The following is a 14,791-nucleotide window of genomic DNA, read 5'->3' as shown; positions in this document are numbered from 1 at the left end:
ATCGACGCGAGCCGCACCCGCACGAACATCCGAATAAACGACGACGCTTGAGAGAAACCGGAGCACATCAATGAGCACCCCCCAGCAGCCCGCGGCCCCCGCACAACCGGCGAACAACGGCAAACGCAAGCGCATGATGACGCTGCTCGTCATCGTGATCCTGATCGCCGCGGTCGCCTATGGCCTTTACTACTTCCTCGACGCACGCTTCCATGAAGACACCGACGACGCGTATGTGAACGGCAACGTCGTACAGATCACGCCGCAAGTCACCGGCACGGTTGTCGCCGTGAACGCGGACGACACGCAAACGGTGAAGGCCGGCGACCCGCTCGTCGTACTCGATCCGGCCGACGCGCGCGTCGCGCTCGAACAAGCCGAAGCGAACCTCGCGCAGACGGTGCGCCAGGTGCGCGGCCTGTTCGCCGACGACAACCAGTATCAGGCGCAAGTTGCCCAGCGTCAGTCCGATCTGTCGCGCGCGCAGGACGACCTGAAGCGTCGCCTGGCGGTCGCGCAAACAGGCGCCGTGTCGCTGGAAGAAATCTCGCATGCCCGCGACGCCGTGAAGAGCGCGCAAGCCTCTGTCGATGCCGCCCAGCAACAACTGGCGTCGAACCGCGCGCTGACCGCGAACACCACGATCGCGGATCACCCCAACGTGCAGGCTGCCGCCGCGAAGGTCCGCGACGCGTACCTGAACAACGCGCGTAACAACCTGCCGGCGCCGGTCACGGGTTACGTCGCGAAGCGCTCGGTGCAGGTCGGCCAGCGCGTCTCACCGGGCACCCCGCTGATGGCCATCGTGCCGCTGGGCGGCGTATGGGTCGATGCGAACTTCAAGGAAGTGCAGCTGAAGCACATGCGCATTGGCCAGCCGGTCGAACTGACGGCCGACGTGTACGGCTCGTCGGTGGTGTTCCACGGCAAGGTGGTCGGCTTCTCGGCGGGCACGGGTTCGGCGTTCTCACTGCTGCCCGCGCAGAACGCAACCGGCAACTGGATCAAGGTGGTGCAGCGCCTGCCCGTGCGGATCGCCCTCGACCCGCAAGAACTTGAAAAGCATCCGCTGCGCATCGGCCTGTCGATGCAAGCCGACGTGACCATCAAGGATGACAACGGCGGCCAACTCGGCAACGCGCCGAACACGGTCTATCAGACCAACGTGTTCGAGAAATACGGCGACCAGGCCGACGCGGAAATCGCTCGTATCATCTCGGAAAACGCCGGTCCAAACGGTGGCTCGCAGAAGTCGGCTCAAGCCGGCGCCGTGAAGCCCGCTGCGAAGTTGATGTAAGCGGCGCGACGATTCATATAAGGTTTTTTGATTAATGGCTCAGGCTCAGGCGCAAGTCCCTCATCCGCCGCTCGAGGGCGCGCAACTGGTGATCGGCACCATCGCGGTGTCGCTCGCCGTTTTTATGAACGTGCTCGACACGTCGATTGCGAATGTGTCGATCCCGTCCATTTCGGGCGACCTCGGTGTGTCGTCCGACCAGGGCACGTGGGTCATCACGTCGTTCGCTGTGGCGAACGCGATCTCCGTGCCGCTGACCGGCTGGCTTACCGACCGTATCGGCCAGGTTCGCCTGTTCATGGCGTCGATCATTCTTTTCGTGATCTCGTCGTGGCTGTGCGGCCTCGCACCCACCCTGCCATTCCTGCTCGCCTCGCGCGTGCTGCAAGGCGCCGTGGCCGGCCCGATGATTCCGCTGTCGCAAACGCTGCTGCTCGCGAGCTATCCACGCGCCAAGGCGCCGATGGCTTTATCGATGTGGGCGATGACTACGCTGATCGCCCCGGTGGCGGGGCCGATTCTCGGGGGCTGGATCTCCGACAACATCTCGTGGCCATGGATCTTCTACGTCAACATCCCGGTCGGCGCGATTGCCGCCATTGCGACGTGGACGATCTTCCGCAACCGCGATTCGGTCATCAGAAAGGCGCCTATCGACGGCGTCGGTCTCGGTCTGCTGATTCTCTGGGTTGGCTCGTTGCAGGTGATGCTCGATAAGGGCAAGGACCTCGACTGGTTCTCGTCGACCACCATCGTGGTGCTGGCGCTGGTCGCGGTAATTTCGCTCGCGTTCTTCATTGTGTGGGAATTGACGGCCGAGCATCCGGTGGTCGATCTATCGCTCTTTAGCCGGCGCAATTTTACGAGCGGCACGATCGCGCTTTCGATCGGCTACGGGCTCTACTTCGGCAACCTCGTGTTGTTGCCGCTGTGGCTGCAAACCGATATTGGCTACACCGCCACCGAAGCGGGTCTCGTGATGGCGCCGGTCGGCCTGTTCGCGGTGCTGCTGTCGCCAATTACCGGCAAGGTGTTGCCGCGTACCGATCCGCGCTATATCGCGACCTTGTCGTTCCTCGTGTTCGCGCTGTGTTTCTGGATGCGCTCACGTTACACGACCGGCGTCGATACTTATTCGCTGCTGCTACCCACGTTGATTCAGGGGATCGGCATGGCCGGGTTCTTCATCCCGCTGGTGTCGATCACGCTATCGGGTTTGCCAGGCAACCGGATTCCGGCTGCGTCGGGCTTGTCGAATTTCGTGCGGATCATGTGCGGCGGTATTGGCACGTCGATTTTCCAGACCGCATGGGATCACCGCACCATCATGCATCACGCGCAACTGGCCGAACAGGCGAGCGCGTACAACCCAGTGTTCGATCAGTCGATCCGACAGATGGGCGCGGCGGGCTTCAGTCAGCCGCAGGCGTACGGTCTGTTCAATACGATGGCTACGCAGCAGGCCGCGCAGTTAGGCGTGAACGATCTGTTTTTTGTATCGGCGGGGATCTTTGTCGCGCTGATCGCGCTGATCTGGATGGCAAAGCCGGAACGCGCCGGTGGTGATGCGGGTGCGGCGGCTGCTGCGGCGCATTGAGGCTTTCGCTTCAGTTCGCAAAGCGGGCTGTAGATAGGAAAAAGGCGGGACCGCTCGATAGCGGTCCCGCCTTTTTCGTTGCTGGTGCTGCGCAAATGCCGATGCGCTCGGCCTAGCTCGCTGCCGTGACCACCAGCCGCTCGGGCGCCAATACGCCCTCGCCTTGCTTTGCGACGCCTAGCAGGCGGCCTTCCGCGGCATACACTCTCACGCGCGGCGCATTCACCGCATCACCGACGATGGTCAACTCGGAGAGCTTCAGACGTTGACCATGCAGGAAGCGACGGGTCGCGTCTTCATCCAGTTCGACAAGCGGGAATGTGGACAGCAATGCATCGACCGGCTGCAACCAATTATCACGCTCGCTATCGGTCGCATCGGACAACGCGTCGAGTGTCACCGAATTCTCGAGCGTCAGTGCGCCAACGCCGGTACGCCGCAATGCCACCAGATGTGCGCCACAACCAAGCGCTTCGCCGATATCCTCGGCTAGCGTGCGCACATACGTACCTTTGCTGCACGTCACGCGAAACGTCACGTCGGGCAACGCACAGGCAAGCATTTCAAGCGCGTGAATCGTCACCTGACGCCCTTCCCGCTCGACCGTCTGACCGGCGCGCGCATATTCGTACAACGGCTTGCCGTCGCGCTTGAGCGCCGAATACATCGGCGGAACCTGGACGATATCGCCGAGAAAATTCTGCATCGCCGCCTGGACTGCGGCCTGATCGCATGTCACGTTGCGCGTATCGATTGCTTCGCCTTCAGCGTCGCCGGTGGTCGTGCGGATACCGAGGCGCATGGTCGCCTCATAGGTCTTGTCCGCCTCGAGCAGATCTTGCGAAAACTTGGTCGCTTCACCGAAACACAGCGGCAAGAGACCCGTGGCGAGTGGATCGAGCGTGCCGGTGTGACCGGCCTTTTTGGCCAAATAGAGACGCTTCGCGCGAATCAGCGCGTCGTTGCTCGACAGGCCGAGCGGCTTGTCGAGCAGCAGCACGCCGTCGAGCGCGCGACGCGGCACGCGGGGGCGTTGAGGTACGGTCATGTCAGAAAGACAGGGTCTTCGAAATGGTCGGAAACAGCGCTAAAAGAGCCGCAACGGAGACATTGCGGCCACGAACGCGGAGCGGCGCGCTCAGTCTTCTTTCGCGCGATTGGCGTTCGCCTCGTCGATCAGACGGGACATTTCGACGGCCCGTTCGATCGTCTGGTCATAGTGAAAATGCAGCGTCGGCACGGTATGGATGTGCAGGCGCTTGAACAGCTGATTGTGCAGATGGCCGGCCGCGTGGTTGAGCGCTTCGAGCGTCTGTTGCGGGTCGCCGGTCAGCGTCGTGAAGTAGACCTTCGCGTGCGCGTAGTCGGGCGTCAGCTCGACGCTTTGAATCGTGACGAGGCCGATGCGCGGATCCTTGACCTCGCGCAGCAGCTCGGACAGGTCGCGCTGGATCTGATCGGCGATCTGCACATTGCGATTGGGGGAAGAACGTTTTTTAGGCATGGTGTTTGTGTGCTCCGTTCTGACGGATGCAATAAAGTTGTTCACGCGAACCGTGGCGATTCATGGCTCTACAGCAATGAGCTACTTGATAGCGACTGCTAACCGCCGCGGGGCGCAATACGCAAATGCTCAGGCCCAAAAACCAACGGGCGGAGCGGGCGCTTAAGCCCGCTCCGCCCGTTGAGCCAATGCCGCGTGAATTACAGCGTACGCGCGACTTCGGTAACTTCGAAGACTTCGAACTGATCGCCTTCGACGATATCGTTGAAGTTCTTGATCGACATACCGCACTCGAAGCCCTGACGGACTTCCTTGACGTCGTCCTTGAAGCGCTTGAGCGAATCGAGTTCGCCCGTGAAGATGACGACGTTGTTGCGCAGCACGCGCACCGACGACGAGCGCTTGACGAAACCATCCGTGACCATACAACCAGCCACCGCGCCAATCTTCGGTACCTTGAAGACCTGACGCACTTCGACCGTACCCGTCACGATTTCGCGCTTCTCCGGTGCCAGCATGCCCGACATCGCAGCCTTCACTTCATCTACTGCGTCATAGATGATGTTGTAGTAGCGAATATCGACGCCGTTGGTTTCCGCCAGCTTGCGCGCCTGTGCATCCGCACGGGTGTTGAAGCCGATGATGACCGCTTTCGAAGCCGTAGCCAGGTTGACGTCCGACTCGCTGATGCCACCGACTGCGCCGTGCACGATCTGCACGCGGACTTCGTCGGTCGACAGCTTGAGCAACGACTGGACCAAAGCTTCCTGCGAACCCTGCACGTCGGCCTTGACGATGAGCGGCATGTACGCCACTTCGCCTTCGCCCATCTGCTCCAGCATGTTCTCGAGCTTCGCGGCCTGTTGCTTGGCCAGCTTGACGTCGCGGAACTTGCCTTGACGGAACAGCGCAACTTCGCGCGCCTTGCGGTCGTCCGGCATGACGATGACTTCTTCGCCTGCTTGCGGCACTTCAGACAGACCTTGAATTTCAACCGGGATCGACGGGCCGGCCGACTTGGTCGGCTTGCCGGTTTCGTCGAGCATGGCTCGCACACGACCGTAAGCGCTACCTGCCAGCACGACGTCGCCGCGGTTCAGCGTACCCGACTGGACCAGGATCGTTGCAACCGGACCCTTACCCTTATCGAGCTTCGCTTCAATGACGAGGCCCTTGGCCGGTGCTTCGACCGGTGCCTTCAGTTCCAGCACTTCGGCTTGCAGCAGCACGTTTTCCAGCAGCTCGTCGATACCCGCGCCGGTTTTAGCCGACACCGACACGAACGGCGAATCGCCACCGTATTCTTCAGGCACGACGCCTTCCGCGACGAGTTCCTGCTTCACGCGGTCCGGATTCGCATCCGGCTTGTCGATCTTGTTGATCGCGACGACGAGCGGCACGCCGCCTGCCTTCGCGTGGGCAATTGCTTCCTTCGTTTGCGGCATCACGCCGTCGTCGGCCGCAACCACCAGAATCACGATGTCGGTTGCCTTCGCACCGCGAGCACGCATGGCCGTAAATGCTTCGTGGCCCGGCGTATCGAGGAACGTGATGACACCGCGCGGCGTTTCGACGTGATAGGCGCCGATATGCTGCGTAATCCCGCCCGCTTCACCCGCTGCAACCTTGGCGCGGCGGATGTAGTCGAGCAGCGAGGTCTTGCCGTGGTCGACGTGACCCATGACCGTGACGACCGGCGGACGCGGCAGTGCTTCTGCGTCCGTGATTTCGCCTTCGACCAGCATCGCTTCCGGATCGTCCAGCTTGGCCGCAACCGCGTGGTGGCCCAATTCCTCGACGATGATCATCGCCGTTTCCTGGTCCAGCATCTGGTTGATCGTGACCATCTGGCCGAGCTTCATCATCGACTTGATGACTTCCGAGGCCTTCACTGCCATCTTGTGCGCCAGATCGGCGACCGTGATGGTTTCCGGCACGTGCACTTCACGCACGATCGGTTCGGTCGGTGCCTGGAACGTGGTGTTCTGATCCTGATGCTTGCCGCGACCCTTCGGGCCACCGCGCCAGCCACGATCCACACCGCCGCTCGAATCGCCACGCGTCTTGATACCGCGGCGCTTCGCTGCGTCGTCCTGCCAGCCGCCCTTGCCACCGCCCGGCTTCTTCTTGTCACCAGCCGATGGTGTGGTCGTTGCAGCCGGAGCCGCAGCAGCCGGTTTCTTGGCTGCCGGACGTGCCGGCGCTTCACCCGCCGGACGCGCCGGCTTGTGCAGCGTGCCCTTGGCTTCCACGGGCTTGGCTGGCTCAGCAGGCTTCGGTGCCGGTTCCGGCGCCTTGACCTGCGCCTTGCGCGGCGTGTTCATCATTTCGCGAATCGCACGCGCTTCGGCTTCTGCCGCCGCACGGCGCTTGCTGATTTCTTCCTGCTCGGCGCGCGTTTTCTCGGCGGCCTGACGCGCTGCGTCTTCCGCTTTCTTCGCCGCTTCGCGTTGCGCAGCACGTTCTGCCGCGGCGCGCTCGTCTTCCTGCTCGCTTTCCTTGGCAACCGCCGGCTCCGCAGCCTTGGCCGCTACCGGCTCAGCCTTCGCAGTTGCCGCCTTGGCAGCCCGCGCCGGCTCTGCAACTTGCGCCTGCTCGCGAGCAGCCGCTTCGGCAGCCGCCGCGCGCTTCTTCGCGGCTTCTTCTTCCGCACGGCGGCGCTCGGCTTCAGCAGCCTGCTCGCGCGCCTGACGTTCCGCTTCTTCGCGCTCGAGCTGCTCCTGACGCGCCTTCAACTCCTGAGCCTGCTTTTCGAGCAGCTCGGCTTCGTGACGAGCTTCCTCTTCACGGCGCTGGAGTTCCAGATCGTCGACGTCGGCCTCGGCCACATGATTCGATGCATCACCGCCTTCACCGGCGGCTTCGTCGCGGCGGACGAAGGTGCGCTTCTTACGCACCTCGACCTGAATGGTGCGAGCTTTGCCCGTCGCGTCGGATTGCTTGATCTCCGACGTATGCCGTTTCGTCAGCGTGATCTTGCGCTTGTCCGCATCAGTCGAGCCGTGAGACTTGCGCAAGTGGTCGAGCAGACGCGCCTTGTCCGTTTCGGACAAGCTGTCGTCTTCGCTCGCTTTAGTGACGCCTGCTGCCTGAAGCTGCTCAAGGAGCACGCCTGCAGGCATTTTCAGTTCCGCGGCAAATTGGGCTACGTTGTTACTCGCCATTCATTCCTCTTAATGCAAGGACCGATTCCTTGCGGTTAGCATCTTGTCATGCGGCCTAACGGCCGCGGTCAATTTAGTGCGCCATGGTCATTTCTCACTGGAACCAATGTTCACGTGCTTTCATGATCAACGCCTTAGCGGCATCCTCTTCCATTCCGGTCATCTCGACCAGTTCATCCACAGCCAGCTCGGCGAGTTCGTCGCGCGTCTGGATCTGATGTTCGGCAAGCTTGGCGAGCAGGTCGGCATCCATGCCGTCCAGGCTCTTCAGGTCGAGTGCAACATTCTCGACCTTTTCTTCATTCGCGATCGCCAACGTCAACAACGCATCGCGCGAGCGATTACGCAGTTCGTGAACGGTGTCTTCGTCGAATGCTTCGATCTCGAGCATCTCGTTGAGCGGCACATAAGCGATCTCTTCGAGGCTCGTAAAGCCTTCGTCGATCAGGATGTCGGCCACTTCTTCGTCGACATCGAGACGCGCCATGAACAGGTCGCGCAGTACGCCGCGTTCCTGATTCTGCTTTTGCGCAGATTCGTCCGGCGTCATGATGTTGATCTGCCAGCCGGTGAGTTCGCTGGCAAGACGCACGTTCTGGCCGCTGCGGCCGATCGCGACCGCCAGTTCGTTTTCGTCTACGACGACGTCCATCGAATGCTTTTCTTCATCGACGACGATCGACTGGACGGCTGCCGGCGCGAGCGCGCCGATCACAAACTGAGCGGGATCTTCCGACCATAGCACGATGTCGACGTTTTCGCCACCCAGCTCATTGCGCACGGCCTGTACGCGCGAACCACGGATACCGACGCACGTGCCGATCGGATCGATGCGCTTGTCGTAAGCGACCACGCCGATCTTGGCGCGCACGCCCGGATCGCGGGCAGCCGCCTTGATTTCCAGCAAGCCCTGTTCGATTTCCGGCACTTCCATTTCGAACAGCTTCATCAGGAATTCGGGCGCCGTACGCGACAACTCGATCTGCGGACCGCGAGCGGTGCGATCAACCTTGGCGATGTAGGCGCGCACGCGGTCACCCACGCGCAGGTTTTCCTTCGGAATCAGCTGGTCACGGCGCAGCAGCGCTTCGACGCGGCCGGTTTCGACGATGAAGTTGCCCTTATCCAGGCGCTTCACCGAGCCGGTCATGATGTGCTCGCCGCGCTCGAGGAAGTCGTTCAGGATCTGCTCGCGTTCAGCGTCGCGCACCTTCTGCAGGATCACCTGCTTGGCAGCCTGAGCGCCGATACGGCCGAATTCGATCGACGGCACCGGTTCTTCGATGAACTCGTCGAGCTGGATTTCCGGCTTCTGTTCGCGCGCTTCGAATAGCAGGATTTCCTGATCCGGCTCTTGCAGGCCAGCTTCGTCCGGCACGACTTTCCAGCGGCGAAACGTTTCGTGCTCGCCGCTTTCACGGTCGATCTGGACGCGAATATCCGCGTCTTCTTCGAAGAGTTTCTTGGAGGCCGAAGCGAGGGCCGCCTCGAGCGCGGCAAATACCACGTCTTTATCGACGTTCTTCTCGCGTGCCAGCGCATCCACCAGCATCAACACTTCGCGACTCATTGTTTGCGGCTCCTAAAGTCAACTTTCGGAACGAGGCGTGCCTTATCGATATCCGCGACGGTGAAATCGAGCATCGCGGCGCCTTCCTTCCCTTCAAATTCCAAACCGATCGTCTCGCCTTGCGGAGCATGCAGGATGCCCCGGTACGATTTCCGTCCGTCTAATGGCTTTTTCAATGTGATTACCACTTCGCTGCCTGCGAAGCGTTCGAAATCCGGCAGTTTTTTCAGCGGGCGGTCGAGCCCCGGCGACGACACTTCAAGCCGCTCGTAATCGATATTTTCGACTGTCAGAACGTGCTGGAGCTGACGCGTGACTTTCTCGCAATCTTCGATCGCAATGCCGGCCGGCTGGTCGATATAAATGCACAACATGCCGCGCCCGGTGCGCTCGAGATCGACGAGCTCGTAGCCGAGTCCCACGACCGTGGTTTCAATCAGTTCCGTCAGTTGCACAGTGCCCTCTAAGATGTTCGCGCGGCGAGACCTGCCGGGTTTGTCTGCAAACACCAATGCGGGCCGCGCGCCAAGCTGGCGCACGTTCGTGCTACCCGAGATGCCGAACCACCTGGAACTGAGCGGCAAAAAAAAATGGGCTAAACGCCCATCATCTTATTACCGGTGGTCGCACCTGAGCCGCACATGAAAAGCCGCACGCCCAGCGACTTCGCGATTGTAGCCATTTTTCGGGACAAACGCAAACCGTGGAACGCGGCGCGAAGCGCATTTCAGCTTGATTTCATGGGAATCTTTCGACGATATGACGGCGCTCCGGGCCTTTTGCAAGGCGGCTCGCGCCGCCCCAACCAGGCGCCGGACAAGCAGGGCCCGGAAACTCTGCCCCTACTTATGCGCACGCCGCGGTTTTATGCGTTAGATGAAACCGCGGCACTCGTCGATTGATTCTGACGGTAATGAGCCGTAAATCGTTGAAGAACGATCAGCGGTCAACCGTCATGCTTATTGCGTCGATTACTGCTCAGCGGCCGCGCGAGCGACCGCGCGGCGCGCCCGTACCGCGATTGGCGCCGCCCGCGTTGGCGTTACCGCCGCCGGTGCGGTTGGCGTTACCGCCACGATTGCTGCCCGGCCCGCGGCTACCGCCGCCACCGCCCGGATTGCCGCTCGGGGCGCCAGCGCGCTTACCGCCGCCAGCCGCACGATTGCCATTGCCCGAGGGCGCCCGATTGCCGTCGACGTCACCACGGCCGCCACGCGGGCCGCCCGTGCTGCCCGTGCTACCGCCACCGCCGCTCATCGGCCCGCTAAAGCCACCCGCGCTGCGTCCAGCGCCGCGGCTACCGTAGCCACCACCACCGCCAAACCCACCACCCGTGCCACCGGCACCACCGCCGAAGCCGCCACCCGCTGCGCCGCGGCGGCCTTGGCCGCGCGGCTGCTGCTGGTCGAAGCGACCATGCGACATCAATACCGGTTCACGGTTAATGAAGCCCATCGACGTTTGCATCGGATCCGGCTGCTTGCGTTCCGGCGCCTCTCTGCGGCCGCCCTTTTCTTCCGACGGCGCCTTCAGGCCGACCGACGCCATCAGCGCGCGCACCTGATTGTCTTCGAGTTCTTCCCAGCGACCGCGCTTCAGACCCTTCGGCAGCGAGATCGAGCCATGACGCGTGCGGATCAGACGGCTGACCATCAGCCCGGCTGCCTCGAACATGCGGCGCACTTCACGATTACGCCCTTCGGCGAGCGCGACGTGATACCAATGATTGGTGCCCTCGCCGCCGCCATCGCGGATGCGCAGGAAATTCGCCGGGCCGTCTTCCAGCTCGACGCCGTGCAGCAGCTTCTGACGCATGCCTTCAGCCAGCTCGCCGACCACGCGCACCGCATATTCACGCTCGACGCTGTAACGCGGATGCATGAAACGGTTGGCCAGATCGCCCGAAGTGGTCAGCATCAACAGACCTTCCGTGTTGAAGTCGAGGCGGCCGACCGCAAGCCACTTGGCGGTCTTCATGGGCGGCAGTTTGTCGAACACCGACGGGCGGCCTTCCGGATCGGCGTGGCTGACGATTTCGCCAGTCGGTTTGTGATACAGCAGCACGCGCGGCGGTTTGTTGGCCACCTTGCGCTTGACCGGCTTGCCGTTGATACGGACCTGATCGGTCGGCATGATGCGCTGGCCGATGTGAGCCGGCTCACCATTCACCGACACCCGGCCGGCAACAATCAGCTCTTCCATGTCGCGGCGCGAACCCATGCCGGCTTCGGCCAGCACTTTATGCAGCTTCGGCGCATCGTCGTCCGCGGCCAGGACGCGCTTGGGCGCGACTGGCTTGCCACGGCGCAGCATCGGGGCGCGCACGCCGCCAGTGGCGCTGTTGTCCGCATCGAACGCGGGCGAAGTGACGTACGAGAACAGGTCGTCCGGGCTCGCTTCAGTTGCGGCAGCGACCGGAGCCGGTGCTTCACCGCCACGGCGATTCTGACGCGGACCGCCTTCGCGCGGCTGACGCTCACGCGGTCCGCCATCGCGCTGCCCTTCGCGGGGCGCGCCTTCACGTTGACCACCCTCGCGCTTCGCGCCGCCCGCATTGCGGCGCGGGCCTTGGGCCTTGGCGCCCGCATCCTTGCGCGGCATACGCACCTGCGCGACCACCTCGCCGTCCGGCGGGGCTTCCGTGACAACCGGCGCGCCTTGCGCGGGCGCGCCTTCGGCGCCCTTCGTCTTCGCTCCGGCGCGGCGCCGCGCGATCAGGCTGCGCGGCCCGCGACGCAGGCCGCGGCGCGGACGGTCTTCGCCGTCTGCTTCCGTGGTCTGTGCCGGGCGCTCGCTTTCGCCTGCCGACGCTTGCGTGGTGCGCGCTTCGTCGGCGCGCGCCGACGGCACGGCGCGCTCGGATTCGGACGAATCGGTGTCGTGGGTATGTGTCAAAACAACCTCAAAATGTCAGGTCGCGCGCGCCCATTGCGGGCGCGGCAAAAAAAGTTCGGTTACGTCAGGCGCTGCGCGACTCGGGTTCGTCGTCGGTCAGAATGCCATCGTCCTGCGCGGCATCACGACGATCCTCAGGATCGCCGTGCGCCGCGGTGGTCGGGTTCGGCTCGGCGGCGTGCTCCGTATCGCGGAGCACGCCCGAGTCGTGCGCGGATGTTGCAGGATCGGCCTGGGAGGCCGGATCGTGATTCAGTGCGGGCTCGGGGGCGCCGGCCTGCGGTTTAACCTGTGTTTCAACCTGTGTTTCAACTTTTGCCGCTTCAGCATGTTCGTCAGCGATTTCCGTTCCTGCCGACACGCCCGCTTCTTCGATGTGATCGCTACCGGCAGTCTCACCGGCAGGCTCGCCCGCTTCAGCGGCTGCCGCGCCCGAATCCGCCTGCTCTTCGGGCACGCCGCCTTCGGCCGAAATCAATGCCTGCGCTGCCTCGACCTCTGAAAATTCGATCGCATGCTGACCGAGCAGATCCGCGTTCAGCTGCGCCGACGGATCGGCGAGCGGCGGCAATTCGTCGAGCGCCTTCAAACCGAGGTCGTCGAGAAATTGCCGCGTGGTCGCGTAAAGCGCCGGACGGCCTGGCACATCACGATGGCCAATCACCTCGATCCAGCCGCGATCCTCGAGCTGCTTGACGACTTGCGTATTCACCGTAACGCCGCGAATCTCTTCGATATCGCCACGCGTAACCGGTTGCCTGTACGCAATGATCGCGAGCGTCTCGAGCACCGCGCGCGAATATTTCGGCGGCTTCTCAGGATGCAAACGATCCAGGTACGAACGCATCGCGGGCTTGCTTTGAAATCGCCAGCCCGATGCCAGCCCGACCAGCTCCACACCGCGCCCAGACCAGTCCTGCTTGAGGTCTTCGAGCAAATTCCGAACAGTGTCTGCCGACACGCCGTCGGCAAAGAGCTTGCGCAAATCGACGAGCTTTAACGGCTCCTGCGCGCAGATCAAGGCAGTCTCGAGGACGATCTTCGCCTCTTGGGTATTCATGCAGCTAGGTCAGACCCTGTGGTCAAAGAACCGGATCAAACAGACGATGTGGAACTGAAGACGCGCTCGCCCGATTCTGATCGGTCATATTGATGGGAGCACGCACCGGGGGGAGGCGAAACAGGCAATCGAGCCAAACCCAGCCGGACGGAGCAGCGATATTCCTGAAAGGAATCGCGTGACTGAACGCCATATTACGCAAAAACGACCAGTGCGTAAAGACGAAATCCCCGGCGCATTTTTTAGCAGTGCGCTGGCCTGCGTGCTTTCGTGAAAAAGTAGGCGGAAAAGCACGGGAATCGGGCTGAAAAGGGCCCATTAAGCGGGCCAACCGCCCTTTCCGCCACCGCTCAATGCGTGCCGTGTAGCGTCAGGAATCTCTTCAGGCGCTCCACACCCGTGTCCAGCCGCGCCGTGTCGCAGGCATAACACCACCGCACGAAGCCCTCGCCTTGCGGGCCGAACGCGCTGCCGGGCGCCACGCCCAAGCCCACTTCTCGCACCATTGCCTTGCATAGCTCGAGACTGCGCGATGCGCCCGGCATCGAGAAAAACAGGTACATCGCGCCGGGCGGCACCTTCACGTCGACACCCGGCACGGTGGACAGCGCATGCACCAGGTGGTCGCGCGACGCCTTCAGGTCGAGCACCAGTTCCTGCGTGAAGCGCTCGCCCTGCTGGACAGCCGCGATGCCCGCCTGCTGGACGAAAGCCGGTGCGCACGACGTGTTGTATTCGACCAGCTTACCGAGATCGTCCATCAGCGAGGCCGGCGCGACGATCCAGCCGAGCCGCCAGCCGGTCATCAGCCACGCCTTGGAAAACGAATTCACGCAGATCACGCGCTCGTCGCGCGTGGCCAGATCGAGAAACGACGGCGCCGTGCGCGAATGCGCGTCCGCATAATAAAGACGCTCGTAGACTTCGTCGGCAACGATCCAGATGCCATGGCGACGGCAATGCACCAGTACGGCGCGCTGCTCGTCACGGCTCATCACCCAGCCGGTCGGATTGTTCGGCGAATTGATCAGCAGCATTTTCGTGTCCGGCGTCAGCGCTGCCAGCAACTGCTCGAGATCGAGCTGCCACCCGCGTTCGCCGTAGCCCAGCGCGACCGTTTCCACCTGCGCGCCCAGAATCTTGGGAATCTCGACCAGATTCGGCCACAGCGGTGTTACCGCGACAACGCGATCGCCCGCGCCCACGACCAGCTGCGCAGCCAGCATCAACGCGTTGACACCGGCGCTTGTCACCGCGATGTGATCAGGCGACGTCGTCCCGTGCAATGCACCGACGTAGTCCGCGAGCGCCGCGCGCAGCGGCGCAATGCCAAGGTTATGCGTATAGAAGGTAGCGCCGGCACTCAAGGCGGCGCTGGCGGCGTCGCGGATGAAGGCCGGAGTTACCCGGTCGGACTCGCCGAACCAGAACGGCAGCACGTCGGCGACACCGAAACCGGCATTCGCAACTTCACGAATCTGCGAAGGACGCAATGCGCGCACGGCATCGCGTGCGTTGGGGACGAAGGGCACAGGCAGATCCGATTCGCTCATCGAGGCTTCCATACGGGTGATGGGTAAAAGCTGACGCTTGAAAGAGGCGACAGTTTAGCGCGGCGCCTCATTTGGGGACGGCGAACTCACCGACTCGCGAGGCACGCCCAGAAAACCGGCCGCATCAGCGTTCCGATTGACGGACGAGGCT

General features: G+C 62.6%; 11 protein-coding genes. 3 read left to right on the top strand and 8 right to left on the bottom strand.

Annotation, left to right across the window (positions count from 1 at the left end; genetic code table 11):
- Positions 1-70: 70 nt before the first annotated feature.
- Together PQQ52_RS12870 and PQQ52_RS12865 are read left to right on the top strand one after the other, a co-directional pair.
- Positions 71-1,297 carry an EmrA/EmrK family multidrug efflux transporter periplasmic adaptor subunit gene (locus PQQ52_RS12870; RefSeq protein WP_408211309.1) on the top strand — a complete coding sequence of 409 codons (1,227 nt, stop codon included), beginning with the start codon at positions 71-73 and terminating at the stop codon, positions 1,295-1,297.
- A gap of 34 nt (positions 1,298-1,331) precedes the next feature.
- A complete protein-coding gene (locus PQQ52_RS12865) occupies positions 1,332-2,894 on the top strand; it encodes a DHA2 family efflux MFS transporter permease subunit (protein ID WP_408211306.1) in 1,563 nt (520 codons plus the stop codon).
- A 112-nt stretch (positions 2,895-3,006) separates the two neighbouring features.
- Here the strand turns inward: PQQ52_RS12865 and truB are convergent, their stop codons facing one another.
- From truB to rimP, 5 genes are all read right to left on the bottom strand, one after another.
- The gene (gene truB, locus PQQ52_RS12860; protein WP_408211303.1) at positions 3,007-3,942 is read right to left on the bottom strand and encodes a tRNA pseudouridine(55) synthase TruB; all 936 of its coding nucleotides are present in this window, start codon (positions 3,940-3,942) and stop codon (positions 3,007-3,009) included.
- A 90-nt stretch (positions 3,943-4,032) separates the two neighbouring features.
- Complete coding sequence (gene rbfA / locus PQQ52_RS12855) at positions 4,033-4,398, bottom strand: 30S ribosome-binding factor RbfA (RefSeq protein WP_054034654.1); 366 nt, start codon at positions 4,396-4,398, stop codon at positions 4,033-4,035.
- Between the two features lie 200 nt (positions 4,399-4,598).
- On the bottom strand, positions 4,599-7,562 hold the full coding sequence (gene infB / locus PQQ52_RS12850) for a translation initiation factor IF-2 (RefSeq protein WP_408211300.1): 2,964 nt from the start codon (positions 7,560-7,562) through the stop codon (positions 4,599-4,601).
- 94 nt (positions 7,563-7,656) lie between these two features.
- On the bottom strand, positions 7,657-9,132 hold the full coding sequence (gene nusA / locus PQQ52_RS12845) for a transcription termination factor NusA (protein ID WP_168793450.1): 1,476 nt from the start codon (positions 9,130-9,132) through the stop codon (positions 7,657-7,659).
- Positions 9,129-9,587 carry a ribosome maturation factor RimP gene (gene rimP, locus PQQ52_RS12840; RefSeq protein ID WP_408211626.1) on the bottom strand — a complete coding sequence of 153 codons (459 nt, stop codon included), beginning with the start codon at positions 9,585-9,587 and terminating at the stop codon, positions 9,129-9,131. Before rimP ends, nusA begins: the two co-directional genes overlap by 4 nt.
- A gap of 186 nt (positions 9,588-9,773) precedes the next feature.
- Between rimP and PQQ52_RS12835 the strand changes: the two genes are divergently transcribed.
- A complete protein-coding gene (locus PQQ52_RS12835; protein ID WP_408211297.1) occupies positions 9,774-10,034 on the top strand; it encodes a hypothetical protein in 261 nt (86 codons plus the stop codon).
- Positions 10,035-10,110: 76 nt separating this feature from the next.
- Here PQQ52_RS12835 and rluB read toward each other — a convergent pair whose 3' ends face one another.
- The 3 genes from rluB to PQQ52_RS12820 form a co-directional block, all read right to left on the bottom strand.
- Complete coding sequence (gene rluB, locus PQQ52_RS12830; protein ID WP_408211294.1) at positions 10,111-12,027, bottom strand: 23S rRNA pseudouridine(2605) synthase RluB; 1,917 nt, start codon at positions 12,025-12,027, stop codon at positions 10,111-10,113.
- A gap of 64 nt (positions 12,028-12,091) precedes the next feature.
- Positions 12,092-13,087, bottom strand: a complete 996-nt coding sequence (gene scpB / locus PQQ52_RS12825) for an SMC-Scp complex subunit ScpB (protein ID WP_408211291.1) — start codon at positions 13,085-13,087, stop codon at positions 12,092-12,094.
- Positions 13,088-13,437: 350 nt separating this feature from the next.
- Positions 13,438-14,640, bottom strand: a complete 1,203-nt coding sequence (locus PQQ52_RS12820; RefSeq protein WP_408211288.1) for a pyridoxal phosphate-dependent aminotransferase — start codon at positions 14,638-14,640, stop codon at positions 13,438-13,440.
- Between the last annotated feature and the right edge of the window lie 151 nt (positions 14,641-14,791).

The organism is Paraburkholderia sediminicola, assembly GCF_046030555.1.
GTDB classification, from domain to species: domain Bacteria; phylum Pseudomonadota; class Gammaproteobacteria; order Burkholderiales; family Burkholderiaceae; genus Paraburkholderia; species Paraburkholderia sediminicola_E.
The sequence above is the reverse complement of the archived record's forward strand: the minus strand, read 5'-3'. Positions and strand labels throughout refer to the sequence as shown.